General features: G+C 61.9%; 19 protein-coding genes. 14 read left to right on the top strand and 5 right to left on the bottom strand.

Annotation, left to right across the window (positions count from 1 at the left end):
• Positions 1–219: 219 nt before the first annotated feature.
• Positions 220–732 carry a ferritin-like domain-containing protein gene (locus EOA24_RS13155; RefSeq protein ID WP_127256648.1) on the bottom strand — a complete coding sequence of 171 codons (513 nt, stop codon included), beginning with the start codon at positions 730–732 and terminating at the stop codon, positions 220–222.
• A gap of 246 nt (positions 733–978) precedes the next feature.
• Here EOA24_RS13155 and EOA24_RS13150 point away from each other — a divergent pair, with 246 nt between their 5' ends.
• Complete coding sequence (locus tag EOA24_RS13150) at positions 979–1,293, top strand: hypothetical protein (protein ID WP_245501788.1); 315 nt, start codon at positions 979–981, stop codon at positions 1,291–1,293.
• 88 nt (positions 1,294–1,381) lie between these two features.
• Here the strand turns inward: EOA24_RS13150 and EOA24_RS13145 are convergent, their stop codons facing one another.
• The gene (locus tag EOA24_RS13145; protein ID WP_126083255.1) at positions 1,382–1,591 is read right to left on the bottom strand and encodes a hypothetical protein; all 210 of its coding nucleotides are present in this window, start codon (positions 1,589–1,591) and stop codon (positions 1,382–1,384) included.
• A gap of 88 nt (positions 1,592–1,679) precedes the next feature.
• Here EOA24_RS13145 and EOA24_RS13140 point away from each other — a divergent pair, with 88 nt between their 5' ends.
• Complete coding sequence (locus EOA24_RS13140) at positions 1,680–2,081, top strand: hypothetical protein (RefSeq protein WP_126083254.1); 402 nt, start codon at positions 1,680–1,682, stop codon at positions 2,079–2,081.
• 745 nt (positions 2,082–2,826) lie between these two features.
• Positions 2,827–3,069, top strand: coding sequence for a hypothetical protein (locus EOA24_RS13135; protein WP_126083253.1), 243 nt, complete (start codon positions 2,827–2,829; stop codon positions 3,067–3,069).
• 59 nt (positions 3,070–3,128) lie between these two features.
• Here the strand turns inward: EOA24_RS13135 and EOA24_RS13130 are convergent, their stop codons facing one another.
• Together EOA24_RS13130 and EOA24_RS13125 are read right to left on the bottom strand one after the other, a co-directional pair.
• Positions 3,129–3,308, bottom strand: coding sequence for a hypothetical protein (locus tag EOA24_RS13130; RefSeq protein WP_126083252.1), 180 nt, complete (start codon positions 3,306–3,308; stop codon positions 3,129–3,131).
• Between the two features lie 540 nt (positions 3,309–3,848).
• Positions 3,849–4,052, bottom strand: a complete 204-nt coding sequence (locus EOA24_RS13125; protein ID WP_042640013.1) for a CsbD family protein — start codon at positions 4,050–4,052, stop codon at positions 3,849–3,851.
• Between the two features lie 240 nt (positions 4,053–4,292).
• Between EOA24_RS13125 and EOA24_RS13120 the strand changes: the two genes are divergently transcribed.
• From EOA24_RS13120 to EOA24_RS13110, 3 genes are all read left to right on the top strand, one after another.
• The gene (locus EOA24_RS13120) at positions 4,293–4,706 is read left to right on the top strand and encodes an HD domain-containing protein (protein ID WP_126083251.1); all 414 of its coding nucleotides are present in this window, start codon (positions 4,293–4,295) and stop codon (positions 4,704–4,706) included.
• Between the two features lie 465 nt (positions 4,707–5,171).
• Complete coding sequence (locus EOA24_RS13115) at positions 5,172–5,381, top strand: cold-shock protein (protein WP_127409849.1); 210 nt, start codon at positions 5,172–5,174, stop codon at positions 5,379–5,381.
• A gap of 106 nt (positions 5,382–5,487) precedes the next feature.
• Positions 5,488–5,709 carry a hypothetical protein gene (locus EOA24_RS13110; RefSeq protein ID WP_245463268.1) on the top strand — a complete coding sequence of 74 codons (222 nt, stop codon included), beginning with the start codon at positions 5,488–5,490 and terminating at the stop codon, positions 5,707–5,709.
• Between the two features lie 378 nt (positions 5,710–6,087).
• Here the strand turns inward: EOA24_RS13110 and EOA24_RS13105 are convergent, their stop codons facing one another.
• Positions 6,088–6,426 carry a hypothetical protein gene (locus tag EOA24_RS13105; RefSeq protein WP_126083249.1) on the bottom strand — a complete coding sequence of 113 codons (339 nt, stop codon included), beginning with the start codon at positions 6,424–6,426 and terminating at the stop codon, positions 6,088–6,090.
• A gap of 268 nt (positions 6,427–6,694) precedes the next feature.
• Between EOA24_RS13105 and EOA24_RS13100 the strand changes: the two genes are divergently transcribed.
• From EOA24_RS13100 to EOA24_RS13065, 8 genes are all read left to right on the top strand, one after another.
• A complete protein-coding gene (locus tag EOA24_RS13100) occupies positions 6,695–6,940 on the top strand; it encodes a hypothetical protein (protein WP_126083248.1) in 246 nt (81 codons plus the stop codon).
• 51 nt (positions 6,941–6,991) lie between these two features.
• Positions 6,992–8,071 carry a PAS domain S-box protein gene (locus EOA24_RS13095; protein WP_245467110.1) on the top strand — a complete coding sequence of 360 codons (1,080 nt, stop codon included), beginning with the start codon at positions 6,992–6,994 and terminating at the stop codon, positions 8,069–8,071.
• Between the two features lie 191 nt (positions 8,072–8,262).
• On the top strand, positions 8,263–8,616 hold the full coding sequence (locus EOA24_RS13090) for an SPW repeat protein (protein ID WP_126083247.1): 354 nt from the start codon (positions 8,263–8,265) through the stop codon (positions 8,614–8,616).
• 145 nt (positions 8,617–8,761) lie between these two features.
• Positions 8,762–8,941 (top strand): hypothetical protein, encoded by a 180-nt coding sequence (locus EOA24_RS13085; protein ID WP_126083246.1) that lies wholly within the window; start codon positions 8,762–8,764, stop codon positions 8,939–8,941.
• A 295-nt stretch (positions 8,942–9,236) separates the two neighbouring features.
• Positions 9,237–9,491 carry a hypothetical protein gene (locus tag EOA24_RS13080; RefSeq protein ID WP_126083245.1) on the top strand — a complete coding sequence of 85 codons (255 nt, stop codon included), beginning with the start codon at positions 9,237–9,239 and terminating at the stop codon, positions 9,489–9,491.
• 403 nt (positions 9,492–9,894) lie between these two features.
• Entirely contained in the window at positions 9,895–10,254 is a 360-nt protein-coding gene (locus EOA24_RS13075; protein WP_127257040.1) for a hypothetical protein, read from the top strand.
• Positions 10,238–11,134: an HTTM domain-containing protein gene (locus EOA24_RS13070; RefSeq protein ID WP_189343166.1), complete on the top strand. Its 897-nt coding sequence runs from the start codon at positions 10,238–10,240 to the stop codon at positions 11,132–11,134. The genes EOA24_RS13075 and EOA24_RS13070 overlap by 17 nt, the downstream gene beginning before the upstream one ends.
• Positions 11,131–12,196, top strand: a 1,066-nt coding sequence (locus tag EOA24_RS13065) for a hypothetical protein (RefSeq protein ID WP_127409847.1), incomplete at its 3' end; no start/stop codon positions are given. The genes EOA24_RS13070 and EOA24_RS13065, both read left to right, overlap by 4 nt.

The following is a 12,196-nucleotide window of genomic DNA, read 5'->3' as shown; positions in this document are numbered from 1 at the left end:
GCTTTGCGATGCGCTCGACCAGCTCACGATGGCGAGCAATATCACGCTGACCGTCGAGATCAGATAACCTATGCCCTTCAGCAGGTGGAGCGACGCTTTTGTCATCGCCAGAGTTTCCGCCTATGGCAACTCCCGGCCGGCGCTGAAGTTCCATGGTGAGTTCGGGAAGGCAGGCCTGCACGCTTGCCTTCCCGTAGGGCTGCGCAGCTTGCTCTAAACTCAGGCTGCCTCTGCCGCGACGTTGACCGCGGACTCGGCGAGCTTGGTGAGCGCGACGTCCGTTTCCTTCTCTTCGTTCAGCGTCTGGTCGAGCAAGGTGACGGCCTCGGTTAGGCCGAGTTCCTGCGCCCAGGTCCTGAGCGTGCCGTAGCGCGAAATCTCATAATGCTCGACGGCCTGGGCCGCGGCCAGCAGGCCTGCGTCGAGCGAGGGCGAGCCCTTGTACTCTTCCATGATCTCGGCGCCTTCCTCGGTGATGCCCATGATCGCCTGGCAGGTCTTGCCCACCGGCTTCTTGTCGATCACCTCGAACACTTCCTCAAGACGCGCGACATGTTCTTGGGTCTGGTCGCGGTGCTTTTCGAAAGCGGCCTTTAGCGCCTCGTCCTGCGCTGCCTTGGCCATCTTGGGCAGCGTTGCCAGGATCTTCTTCTCGGCGAAATAGATGTCCTTCAGCCTATCGTGGAAAAGTTCGTTGAGGCCCTTGTTCGAGGCCGCTTTCGTTGTCGGCATGTCTGCATCTCCTGAGTGGGTGGATAACCAACCCCAACACAGTTTTTTCGAACTTGTTCCCAACAGAATTTTCCAGTGAAAGCGCCCGGGAAACTCTCATTTGTTGTTGACCGCCGCCCGAACAAACGAGCCGACCGAAGCGGGCAGGCCGACCGTCCTCGGGGCGGCAATTCGCGCGGCTGCATTCTTTGATTCCGCCTGGAACTTTTTGCCAGCACAAGCGCTGTTGAAAAGCAGTTGTTTCCAATGAACGCAGGGAGAAGAAAAATGAATACCAAGATTCTTTGCATGAGCGCACTCGCGCTTTCGCTCGCAACCAGCGCGGCGATGGCCAGCAGCGCCAAAGGCACATCGGCCTTGGATGACCCGCAAAAGATGGCGCCTTTCTTCACCGATGCGGGGATGAAGACGATGAGATCCGGCGATGAGTTCAAGAAGGCATGGCTGGCCATGACCGAGGAAGACCGCACCTCGGTCAAGAAAGATTGCGGCGACGAAACCAGCGCCAAGCAGCATGACAATTTCTGCAAGATGACCAAGGAACTCGGCGGCGCAAACTGAGGCCTGTCGACAGACAAGGAACGGCGGCTCTTTCGGCCGCCGTTTTTGTTGTTCGTGGCGCCGGCCAACACGGCTCACCGGCTGCCGACTACAGGCTGGACCTTTCCATCATGGTAACCACGAGCTGCCGGCTCTCGACAAAGAGCTCGTATAATTGCTCGAGGTTTTCGAGGTGTCGGTGAGCCAATGCCGCGCCGTCGCCATCAGGGCGCATGTCGTTGACCTTTGCGCGCTGCAGCGTTGCAAGATCGGCGATCCTGAGGATGTTCTGGTCCACCATATCCAGCCGTTCGGACACTCGCGAATTTGTCATCTTCAGCAATCAGCAGCCTTTGGACCGTCGCTCTGGTGCCGTCGTCCGTCTCCGTTTGAAGGCGGTCCACGAAGTGCTTGATGTTCTCCCTGGCGATAAAGCGGTCCATCAGGCTCGCCCTCCGAGCTTTGAAATCATATCCCCGTGGCAGATAGGAGTCGAGGCGCGCCATGACGACCAGGCCCCTCCGGAAATTGATGAAGATCAAAGCCGGCGCACGATCGCGGGCGCACAATACTGTGTTGCGATACGATCCTCACCCTCGCGTTGGGACCAGATGGTTAGCCCCGAAACCGAGCTTCAGATGCTCAATCGTCATATCCGCACGGGAGCGCGTCATATCTCCCGCCAGCGAGAGATTATCGATCGCCTCATCGAGCTGGGCGCGCCAGCCGAGCAGGCATTGGAACTGCTCGATTTATTCCGAGTCACGCAGGCGCTGCACATTGCCCACCGGGAGCGGCTTCTCGATTAAGTGACGCCCGCCAGCGTCACCGGATGCCGAGGAATCCAAGGATGGCAAGGACGATGACGATTGCTCCTACGAGCCAGATGATGTTGTTCATGTCTTCTCTCTCAATCCTTGATGAGGCGCTGCCTGTGCAGCTTTCGCCTTCGACCAACGGGAGCAAGTGGCTTCCGTTCCCGGTGTGGGCCCACGGTCCCGCGCGGTCCGGACCGAAGTCTTAACGGCGTCTCTCCTGGTTGCCCGAACTTGGCCTCTCAGCGGTTGTCATCTCCTTTGTGATTTCGACCGTTCCTTCGCCCGAGCCTTTCAAGCAGGGCTCGAAGGCGCTCGGGAAGCTGACGGTCACCCGAAAAAGTGGCCACGCGCGCAGGTGCCGTCGCAAAACCTCGCTGGAAAACTGCCGTCTCAGCAACCTGGCGAGAGCTTCGTTGTGACGTCGATCCTGGGCCATTTCACGCAGTCCTGATCACTGCGAAACCGGAAGCGACTGGACTTGTTCCGCTGCGCAATCGTGATTTGTCATCGCAGCGGCGGTCGCCCGTGAGCGGGTTGTGGCGCGATGAGCTCAATTGAACTCAGAGAGCATCGCTTCCTGAAGGAACATAAGCGCCGCTCGCCGGTTTGGTCCGCGGCGGCATCCCCCCAGCCCGCCGCCATCGGGGTTCCAATCCTCCCGATAGAAGCCCGCCCGCTCCCCTCCGGGCGGGCTTCTCCATTTTGAGAGATTGGCTTCAGCACAGGAGAGACAGTCATGGCAGGCAAGACAACGCACGACCAGCAGCAACGCATCATCGAGGAGCGCGTCAACACCAAGAACGCCGGAAAGGATTTCAACGCCAGGGAAGAGCTGAAGCGGCCGAGCCAGGAGCGGGCCACCCGCGAGAAAGGAAGCGGGTTGAAAGCTGGCGAGCGCGATCTGATCGATCCTGACGACAGGCAGATGCTGCGCGGCGAGAATCAGGAGTCTCCGCACCGGAAACGACGCGGCGATTGATGGGCGTCGGCCGGAAAAGCGCGGCGGGTAAAAACCGCCCACATTTTCCTGGAATTGCCCTAAAGATTAGGGGGTTCGTCGGAAGGCGGTTCCGAGACAATCGGCAGTTTCGAGCGCACCAGACGCTCGGTGCGGCGCAGCAATTCCCGGGAGCGCTTGATCGCGTCTTTGCTGCCCTGGACGAGTTGATCCTGGAAGGGTTCGCGTGCCCGGGGCAACGCAGTTCTGGCTTGGCGCATAGCGCTCTCCCGTTTTCAGACGGGAGCGCGTTCGTCGTCTCTCAGCCGCTAATGGTGTCCATTGGGGGTTACCAGCGATCTGGACAATCTAGGGCTCGTTCGATCTCAGTCAAGTTGCCCGTCATCGGCAATGCCCGGTTTGATTGGTTCCGAATCGCTGCCAACTGCTGGGCGAGGGCCCTGGATTGCTCCACATGCGCCCAAGCCAGTTCCCGCATGCGGCTGTTTTCGGAGCGCAGGGCCTTTGCCCGTGCGATGACCAGAGAATTTGCGTCGAAAATATCCATGGCGACAACAAATGCGGATCGCGAATGAAGGTTCCAGCCCGGACAACGGCAAAGTCGAATTTCAGCCCCGGCCGCCGCATGGCGGGATGCGCCTGGCGCCTCGGCCAAGGTGGACAACGCAATCGGCGCCCAAGTGGGCAGGGCGGTTTCAGCGGCGCCGGCGAGATAGAGCGGCCGCCTCGCCCAATCCTGAACGGCTCAGCAAAAAGGGCGCTGCCGCGCGGCAGCGCCCTTTGCTTCGGGCAGTCGGCTGTCACCAGCCTTGGCGGCCGTACCAGTCATCGATGTCGCGGCGCACGCGATCCTTCTCGATGCCGTAGCGTTCCTGGATCTTGCCTTCGAGCTGGTCGCGCTTTCCGGCGATGCGATCGAGATCGTCGTCGGTGAGCTTGCCCCACTGTTCCTTGACCTTGCCCTTCACCTGCTTCCAATTGCCTTCGACGCGGTTCCAATCCATTTGCCGTACCTCCTGTTGGACATGCAGGGCTAACGGCAGCGCGGTCGCGAAGTTCCTGCATACCAGTCTTTTTCTCCGGGCGGGAACATTCGCCAGGCGCCGCTGTTCTGGAAGGCAGGATGGCGCGCAGCCCCGCTCCCCCCGCGAGAGGCGCGCCACCGACCGGGTTCAGACCCGAGCAAGCCCGCCTCGGCCGTCCCTCGCCGGGGCGGGCTCTGTTGTGACGAGATTGGAAGGATCATGCTTCACGAGGCAGCAAAGATCGCCGAGCAGGCTCATCGAGGCCAGAAGGACAAGACCGGTCGGCCCTATATCGAACATCTGAGGCGCGTTGCCGATGCCGTCGAGACGTTGGACGAAAAGACCGTCGCCTACCTGCACGACATTGTCGAGAAAGGCGACGGCTGGACCTTTGAGAGGCTGCAGGGCGCTGGTTTCGGCCTGCCGGTGGTGGCCGCGGTCGATGCGCTGACGCGGCGCATGGACGAGAGCGAGGAAGGTTTTCTCTACCGCGCCGCCTCGAACGGGCTGGCATTGCCGGTGAAGATAGCCGATCTGCGCGACAATCTCTGGCAGGCCCACCAGGCGGGCGTCGCGCCCGAGAAGTACGAAACCGGCCTTGCCATCCTCGACCATCTGGATTCCAGGGGCTGAACCCGGCTTAATCCCGGGGTGAGGAAGCGATCAGCTTGGCCTCGCGGACAAGAGAACTCCAGTGCAGGCCGATAAGGCGGACGAGATCGCGTGCCTATGCCTCGCTGATGCCCGTCTCCCGCACCAGTCGCTTCACCACGTCGCGAGAGGGTGGATTGTTGTCCCTTTTGGCCATTGCTGCCCCATTCAGGAACCGCGCTCGTCGAATCAGGACCAACGCTCTGTCGGATCGACCGCTCCGGCGGGAACTGCTTTGGTTTGGACGGACCGCGGCTTGAAGTATTATGCCCGGGGCCCTTGCCGCTGAGGAAATTAATAGCTATATAGGATAAATCGATCTTGCTGAAAGAACGTTGTTTTCGCGCAAAATGCGCCCCTGCGATCTTCCCTCTCAATTTCGAAGAATTCGTCGCTTGGCGGTTGCCGGGCGGGTACAATTTTGCGTCGATTTGTAAGGAGATCGCAATGACTACTGGAACGGTGAAGTTTTTCAATTCTACCAAGGGTTTCGGCTTTATCGAGCAGGGCGGCGGTCAGCCGGACGTGTTCGTTCACACCTCGGCCGTCGAGCGCGCAGGGCTGCGTTCCCTCGTCGAAGGCCAGAAGGTCAGCTTCGACGTCGTGAAGGATGCCCGCAGCGGCAAAAGCGCGGCCGAGAATCTGCAAGCCTCCTGATCACAGCGCCTCGCGGTCGTTGACCACGGATGTACTGGCATAGGCCGCGGAGGCGCGTTGGAGAAGGTCGGGCTTTGCCCGGCCTTTTTTGATTAAGGAGATGACAATGAAGTCGCTACCGGATACCGGCCTGTTCAAGCCGGTCCCATCCCGCACGGAAGCCAAGACCGACACGACCTCTCGTGTCGCTCGGCAGATTCAGGACCTGGAAGCCAAGGAAAGGGCGGCCAAGACCGAGCGCTTGCGCGCGGCCAGGCTGGCGCAGGAAGCCGAAGCGCCAGTGGCGCTGCCAAGGAAAGCCGCTCCGAAGCGCCCGAAGAAGGGCTAGTTCCTCAACACAGTGATGTTGAACATTGCAGGCTTCGAGGGCAAGGCTATCAAGGTCCGCTGGGTAGTCAGCGCAAACGCTGGCGATGAGCTGGACGCTTCTGAACCTCGTCATTCTATGGCGGAGCAAGGAGCGAAGCGACGCGCGCAGACCCTGGAATCCATTCCGTTACCTGGACCGAAGTGTGCAACGGTGCAGAATTTGTGGACCGCCGCGGCGCTTCCAAGTCACGGCATGGATCCTCGGGTCTGCGCGCGTCGCTTCGCTCCTTGCTCCGCCCGTGGATGACGATCGCGACAGGCGTCTCGGCCAATCGCCAAGGCCGTGGCATCCGTTCCGAGGGGCGCGGTCGATTGGGGTCGTCCAGACGCGACGCGCCTAGCACCGTTTCATATGCAGCACGTCGATGCTGATCTCACCGCCGGACATGCGCCCATCCAGCACCTTTTCGAGGTCGTTGCGATTGTCGGGCTTAAGGACCTCCGGCAGGTCGAGCGCCGTCAGGGCCTCGTCGTCGAACTCGATCGGCGCCCCGTAGAGCTGTGATACCTCCATCACCAGGCTTTCGATGTCCTCGCGGGCGATGTTCTCGGCCAGATGATCCAGCCTGATTTCTTCGGAAATTCGGATGATGTTGACGATACCCTTGGTCCACAAGGCCTGTTGCACCTTGTGGTGGGCGTCGTCGCGCAAGCGGATTGAAAATCGTCGGAACATGGACTGCCTCCTTCCCTGGAGGTTATCCCTCGATTTCCACCATGCGCCAGACGGTCACGGAATGCAAGCAAAAAATTCAAAAAGCTATAAGAAAATCAATAAGTTAGCATAGAACAACAAATGTGGTTTCGGCCCATCGTTGGTATCGTTAGCCTGTGCCGTCTTTCACAGCTTGGTCATTCTTGACGTCCTATGCCACAAACCCTACTTCTACTCACAATGAGGCATTCACTCATTCGCAGCGTTTTTGTCTGTGATGGAGGCAGGCATGGCTGAGCTGGAACGGCCGCAAAGGTTGCAGATCATGCTGACCGAAGAGGAACTGGCGGCGCTGGAGAACTGGCGTTTCGAAAAGCGCATGCCGAGCCGTTCGGCCGCGGTCCGCGAACTTTTGCGTCGAGGGCTGGCGTCGGATGGGTTCCTCACGGCGAATGCGGGCGTGAAATCGCAGGATTTCGGCGTGATATCTGCGGACAGGCCGGCCGGCGATAGCCCCGGCGACAGCAAGCCGTAAGCGGATGCGATCCAGCGGATATGTTGCCTTGATTGCGGGCGGCCCTATTTGATGCGCATGACCGGTACAGGGGGGATCTTTCGTCCGAACGCCAATGCCGATGCTCGCCTCGCGGCGATCGTCGACTCTTCCTATGACGCCATCATCGGCAAGGACCTCAACAGCGTCATCACCGATTGGAACTACGCGGCCGAGCGCATGTTCGGCTACAGCGCGGAGGAGGTGATCGGCAAGTCGATTCTGATCTTGATCCCCGATCACATGCACAGCGAGGAAACCGAGATCATCGGCCGTATCCGCCGGGGCGAGGGCGTAGGCAGCCTTGAGACGACGCGCAAGCGCAAGGACGGCTCGTTGATCGCCGTGTCGATCACCGTCTCTCCCATCAGGAACAACGCAGGCGAGATCGTCGGCGCCTCGCAGATCGCCCGCGACATCACGTCCGCCAAGGAAAGCGAGCGCCGCATCCGGCTGCTGATGCGCGAGGTCAATCACCGCGTGAAGAACCAGTTCGCGGTGATCCTGTCGATGGTCAGGGAAACCAGCAAGCGCTCGACCGATCCGGCTGAGTTCGAGCAGATGATCCGCGCGCGCATCATGGCGCTGTCGCGCTCGCACGACCTTCTGGTGACCTCGGAATGGGCCGGCGCCAGCCTGTTCGACCTAGTTCAGGAGCATCTGAAGCCCTTCGGCCATGAGGAACGCATCTCGCTGTCCGGGCCGCTGCTGACGCTGCAGTCGAATGCGGTGCAGAATCTCGGCATGGCCTTCCATGAGCTCGGCACCAACTCCTCCAAATATGGCGCCCTTGCCGTCGACGGGGGCCATGTGGAAATCACCTGGAAGGTCGAGATGGGTCCGGACGCGCGGCGGCGGTTTCATCTTCTGTGGCAGGAGACGTCCGGCGCGGCAGGAATTGGGGTCGCTGAGAGGAATGGCAAGGAGAAGGGGGTCGCCGAACGAAAAGGGTTCGGCACGGTGGTGCTGCAGCGGGTGGCTCCGCAGTCGCTGAGCGGTTCTTCCAGCCTCGAACGCTCGGACGGCAGTTTGAAATGGGCGCTCGACGCGCCGCTCGAGGCAATCATCGTTCCGCAGCTCGGCGCCGATACCGACGGCGACATCGCCGTTTGAGCGTCGGATCGATCGCGGCGGCCGGCGCCAGCGTGATTTGCACCTTGCCGTCTGGCGGATGAGATCGGTCTGGGCGGGCCGCGGCCGCTCAGGCCCTCCTTGCAGCGCTGCAAAAGCGTAATTATATCAATCGTGAGCGTGCAATGTCCACGCGGATACAGTTGCTTTGGTCAAGCTCCATGGAGGTTGTCATGGCAATGATGGAAACAAGAAAGAGCCTGGACTGGATTACTCTGGTCCTCGCGATCTGCCTCTTCATCTCACCCTGGGTTATCGGATTCACCGCGGCGATGGTGCCCGCGTGGAACGCCTGGATCGTCGGCGTTCTGCTCGGCGCGCTGGCGCTGGCGTCGCTTTCGGTGTTCGCCGAGTGGGAAGAATGGGTCAGCGCGGTCCTCGGGCTCTGGCTGATCGTGTCGCCCTGGCTCCTGGGCTTTGCGGCTGACACGAATGTCATGACCACGCATGTCGTCCTCGGCGTGCTGGTGGTCGTGGCATCGGCCTGGGCCGTCTGGGACTTCCGTCATCCTCACGCGCATGCGTGAGCGGTGATCGGTCGGGAGCCCGCCGCGCGAGCGGCGAGCTCCTCGAATTTTGATCTTCTCGGGCATGGGGTAAGGCGGCGGTGTTGCGGCTTCACGCAATTGCTGCAACCGGAAACCTTTTCGTGCATTCTTGGGAATGGTCTCGATGCTCCACCCCGATATCCCCGCCAAATGCTGCTCCTATTGCGGCGGCCGCGACCATGATTTCGAAGAATGCCCGAAGCGCAAGGCCGACGCCGAGAAGGAAGAGGCGGCGCGGGTGGCCAGCTCCAAGCCTCCGCTCGCCAGCGGGCGCTATGGCAGCCCCCCGCCCCAACGTAAGTGACCGGCGCCCGTTGCCTGTTGGGGTGGATTTCCCGGCGCCGGCCCGGCGAATCGAAGTTCGCCGCACCATCAAAGTGAGCTGTCTGGGCGGGCTCCGCGACCGCAAATTCTGCCAGTGCACAGGCTTATTTTAGCGTTGCTGCATCTTTTTTAAGTGACGTTCAGGGCCGCTGGCCAGATCGGCGGGCGGTCTTTAGTGAAGGGTTATCGGTCGCCATCGACGATCGCCGAACCTTGTTAGCAAGCCGGCTCTCAAATTTTATTGCGGCTGCTATCCCTTCGTCTCACAATGGCACATGTCGAATTACAGGTTCGAGGTCATCCGAAACGGGCAGTGCCTGGGTGATGCCTGGGTCGATCTCGGCAGTTTGAGCGAGATGCGACGAGAAGCGCTCAAGGCTCTGCACGACATCGCCGTCGACGAAATGGCTTCAAGCGACTTGGATGAAACGGTGACCGTGGCCGTCCATGATGAAGTCGGCAGGCCTGTCTATTCTGCTACGCTTAGCGTCTCCCAGACGCTGCCAGCGATCCACCACGTCGGTCGCTAGCCAGCGCCGGGTTGCTTATTTTAGTTGGGACTAACAAAAGTTATCGCCAAGCCTCGCACAGCCCGGTCATTGTTCGAGCTCTCCGCTGCCCTGAAGCGGAGGATGGGAGGAGCCAGCCTTTAGCTGGCGGGCAAAAGGCAGGCCACTTGGCCCGTTGCGCGGACCGCAGGCTGCTGCGACGGGCCAAGGTGGTCTGACCCAATAAAGGCGGCCCATGTCGCCTGCTTGTTGGCCTTTCCGACCTACGCATAGCCCTGACTTTTTCTGGGACGATCGAGGACCGGGCGTTGAACCGGTCTATGATCGCGACGGAGGTGCGCGGGTGGCGGATATCATCTCAATCAGGATAGGTGCGCGGCCTGCCGGTCGGCTTTCGGCGGCACGCTTGCGGCTTTGCGCTTTCATGGCGATCGCGGGCTTCATGATCGCCGGCCCGGCCGCGGAGCAGGTCTTCGGGGTACAATCGCCGTGGCTGCGTTCCTGGACCATGTTCAGCGCGATCGGGCTGGACGTCATCGACGCTTCCTTCGAAATCCGCGGGCCCGACGGCGCGCTTGTCCCGCTCGACCGTTTCGGGATGCTCGGCGCGCCCCGCAACGGCGGGCTGAAGTGGATCCAGAACCGAGAGGACCTGGCTTCCGTCATCAAGCGGCTCTGCACGGTCGCAGGGCAGGGCGCCGACATCCGTGTCCGCGCCCGGCTGGGCACGCGCGGCGGCTGGCAGACGATCCATACCGATGCCGAAAATGCCTGCGCCGACTGACGCCATCGCCGACTGGCGTCCGACGCCGGCCATGGCGGCGCGCTTCGCCGCCTGGGCGGCCGGCACGAAAGGCTCGTCGCGTTCGTCCGCGCTGATCCGCATCGGCCTGGCGATGCTGTTCTGGTCGCGCTGGGCGGGCGAGCTGCTGCTCTATAGGGACCAGTCGCCGGCCGGCCTGTTTCTCGCCGCCAACTTCTTCCTCGCCACGATCCTGCTCTTCGTCGGCTATCACAGCCGTCTCGCCGCCGTCTGGACCGGCTCGGTCGGGCTGGCGATGTATTACTACTTCGGCTTTGATCTCGGCCGCGAGCCCTGGACCCACCACCATGCCTATCTGCTTGCCGTCGCGGCGCTCCTGATCGCGCTCACCCCTTGCGACCGCTCCTATTCGCTGGACCGCTATTTGGCGGTGACGCGGGCCGAGCGCTTGGGCGTTCCGCCGCCGGCGGAGCGCGGCAATCTGTGGGGGCTGCGGCTGATCGTGGTGCAGCTCTCGGTGCTCTATTTCTTCGCCGCCTTCGACAAGTCGAACCACGCTTTTCTGAGCGGCGCGCGGCTCGAGCAGATATTCCTCTGGTTTTACGCCGGTTCGGACTATCCGTCCGGCCTTGCCTGGCTTGCCACCATCGTGTCCGTCGCCGTGGTCGTGCTCGAATATGGCCTTGCCTTCGGCCTGCCGTTTCGCGCCACGAGGCGCTATCTGGTCCTGCCGGGCCTGGCCTTCCACGCCATCATCTATGTGACGCTGCCGGTCTACACGTTCAGCGCCACCATGGCGTTGCTCTATCTCGCTTATTTCGATGCCGATGCCGTGGACAGGGTGATCGCGCGTCTCCAGGGGATCGGATCGGCGGCGACCGCCGGAGGGGAAATTTCGTGAAGCGTGGTTCGTTGTTCCCGGGCGCGGTCGTCGCCGCCGCCGGCTTGGCCATGGTCTGCGGCGTGGCCCGTGCCGGCGATGCGAATGACTATTATCCCAGGCGGACATGGGATTCCTTCGCAGGCGGCCAGATGAACACATCGCTGCTGGTGTTCCGCGACCTCAACAGGAACGGCGTCTACGATCTGGGCGACCGGCCGATGTCGCGCGTGGCTGTCGAGCTCGACAGGCCGAACGCCGGCACCATCATGCGACTGACCAATGCCGGCGGCTTCGCCAACTTCCGCATGTCGGCCATGCACCGCGATTTCGAAGTCGTCGATCCCGGGCACTATGCGTTCCGCGTGGTGCCGCCGCCAGTCTATTCGGTCACCACCGGCAACGCCTCGCAGGAAAGCGACTATGTCGTTTCGCCCGGATCGCCGGGCGACTTGATTGCAAAGACCACGACCCACCCCGTCGGGCTTGCGGCGGATCTGACGATCAGCGGCGCGGTCGCCGCCGGGGCGCGCGTTTCGCTGACAGGGCCGGATGGCGTCGGCATCGCCGCCAAGGTCGGTCCGGACGGGCGCTTCAGCGCAGCCGTGGCGCCCGGCGAATGGCTGGTCGATTTCTCGGCCGCCGGGGCGACCGAGCGGCGGCATGTCGTGGTCGGCGCGGCGCCGGTGGTGCTCTCGACGTTCTCCGGCAAGGGCGGACCGGCCGAGGCGCCGCTGCCCCAGGAGCATGTCGTCGGCTTCGACGACCTGATGACGTCGCCCGGCGTGTTCGAGGTCCCGTCAGGCTATGGCGGGCTCAACTGGTACAATCTCGTTGCCATGCACCAGCGCTTCACCGACGGCCCGGGCTACGTCAACACCACCATGTCGGGCGAATTCATCGCCTACAACAGCTCAGGCCATCCCGCGCAGGTGTTCAGCGACAAACCGTTCGATTTCACCGGCGCCTATTTCGGCGCCGGCTGGGACGACGCTGAGGGCGAGACGCTCATCCTCAAGGCCTGGCGGGGCGATGAGCCAGCCTATGAGGATCGACTGACGCTGGCCGCCAACGGTCTGGTCT

Origin of the sequence: Mesorhizobium sp. M2A.F.Ca.ET.039.01.1.1, from assembly GCF_003998035.1 — a bacterium.
Classification (GTDB): Bacteria; Pseudomonadota; Alphaproteobacteria; order Rhizobiales; family Rhizobiaceae; genus Mesorhizobium.
Note: the sequence above shows the minus strand (reverse complement) of the source record. Positions and strands in the feature narration are given on the sequence as shown.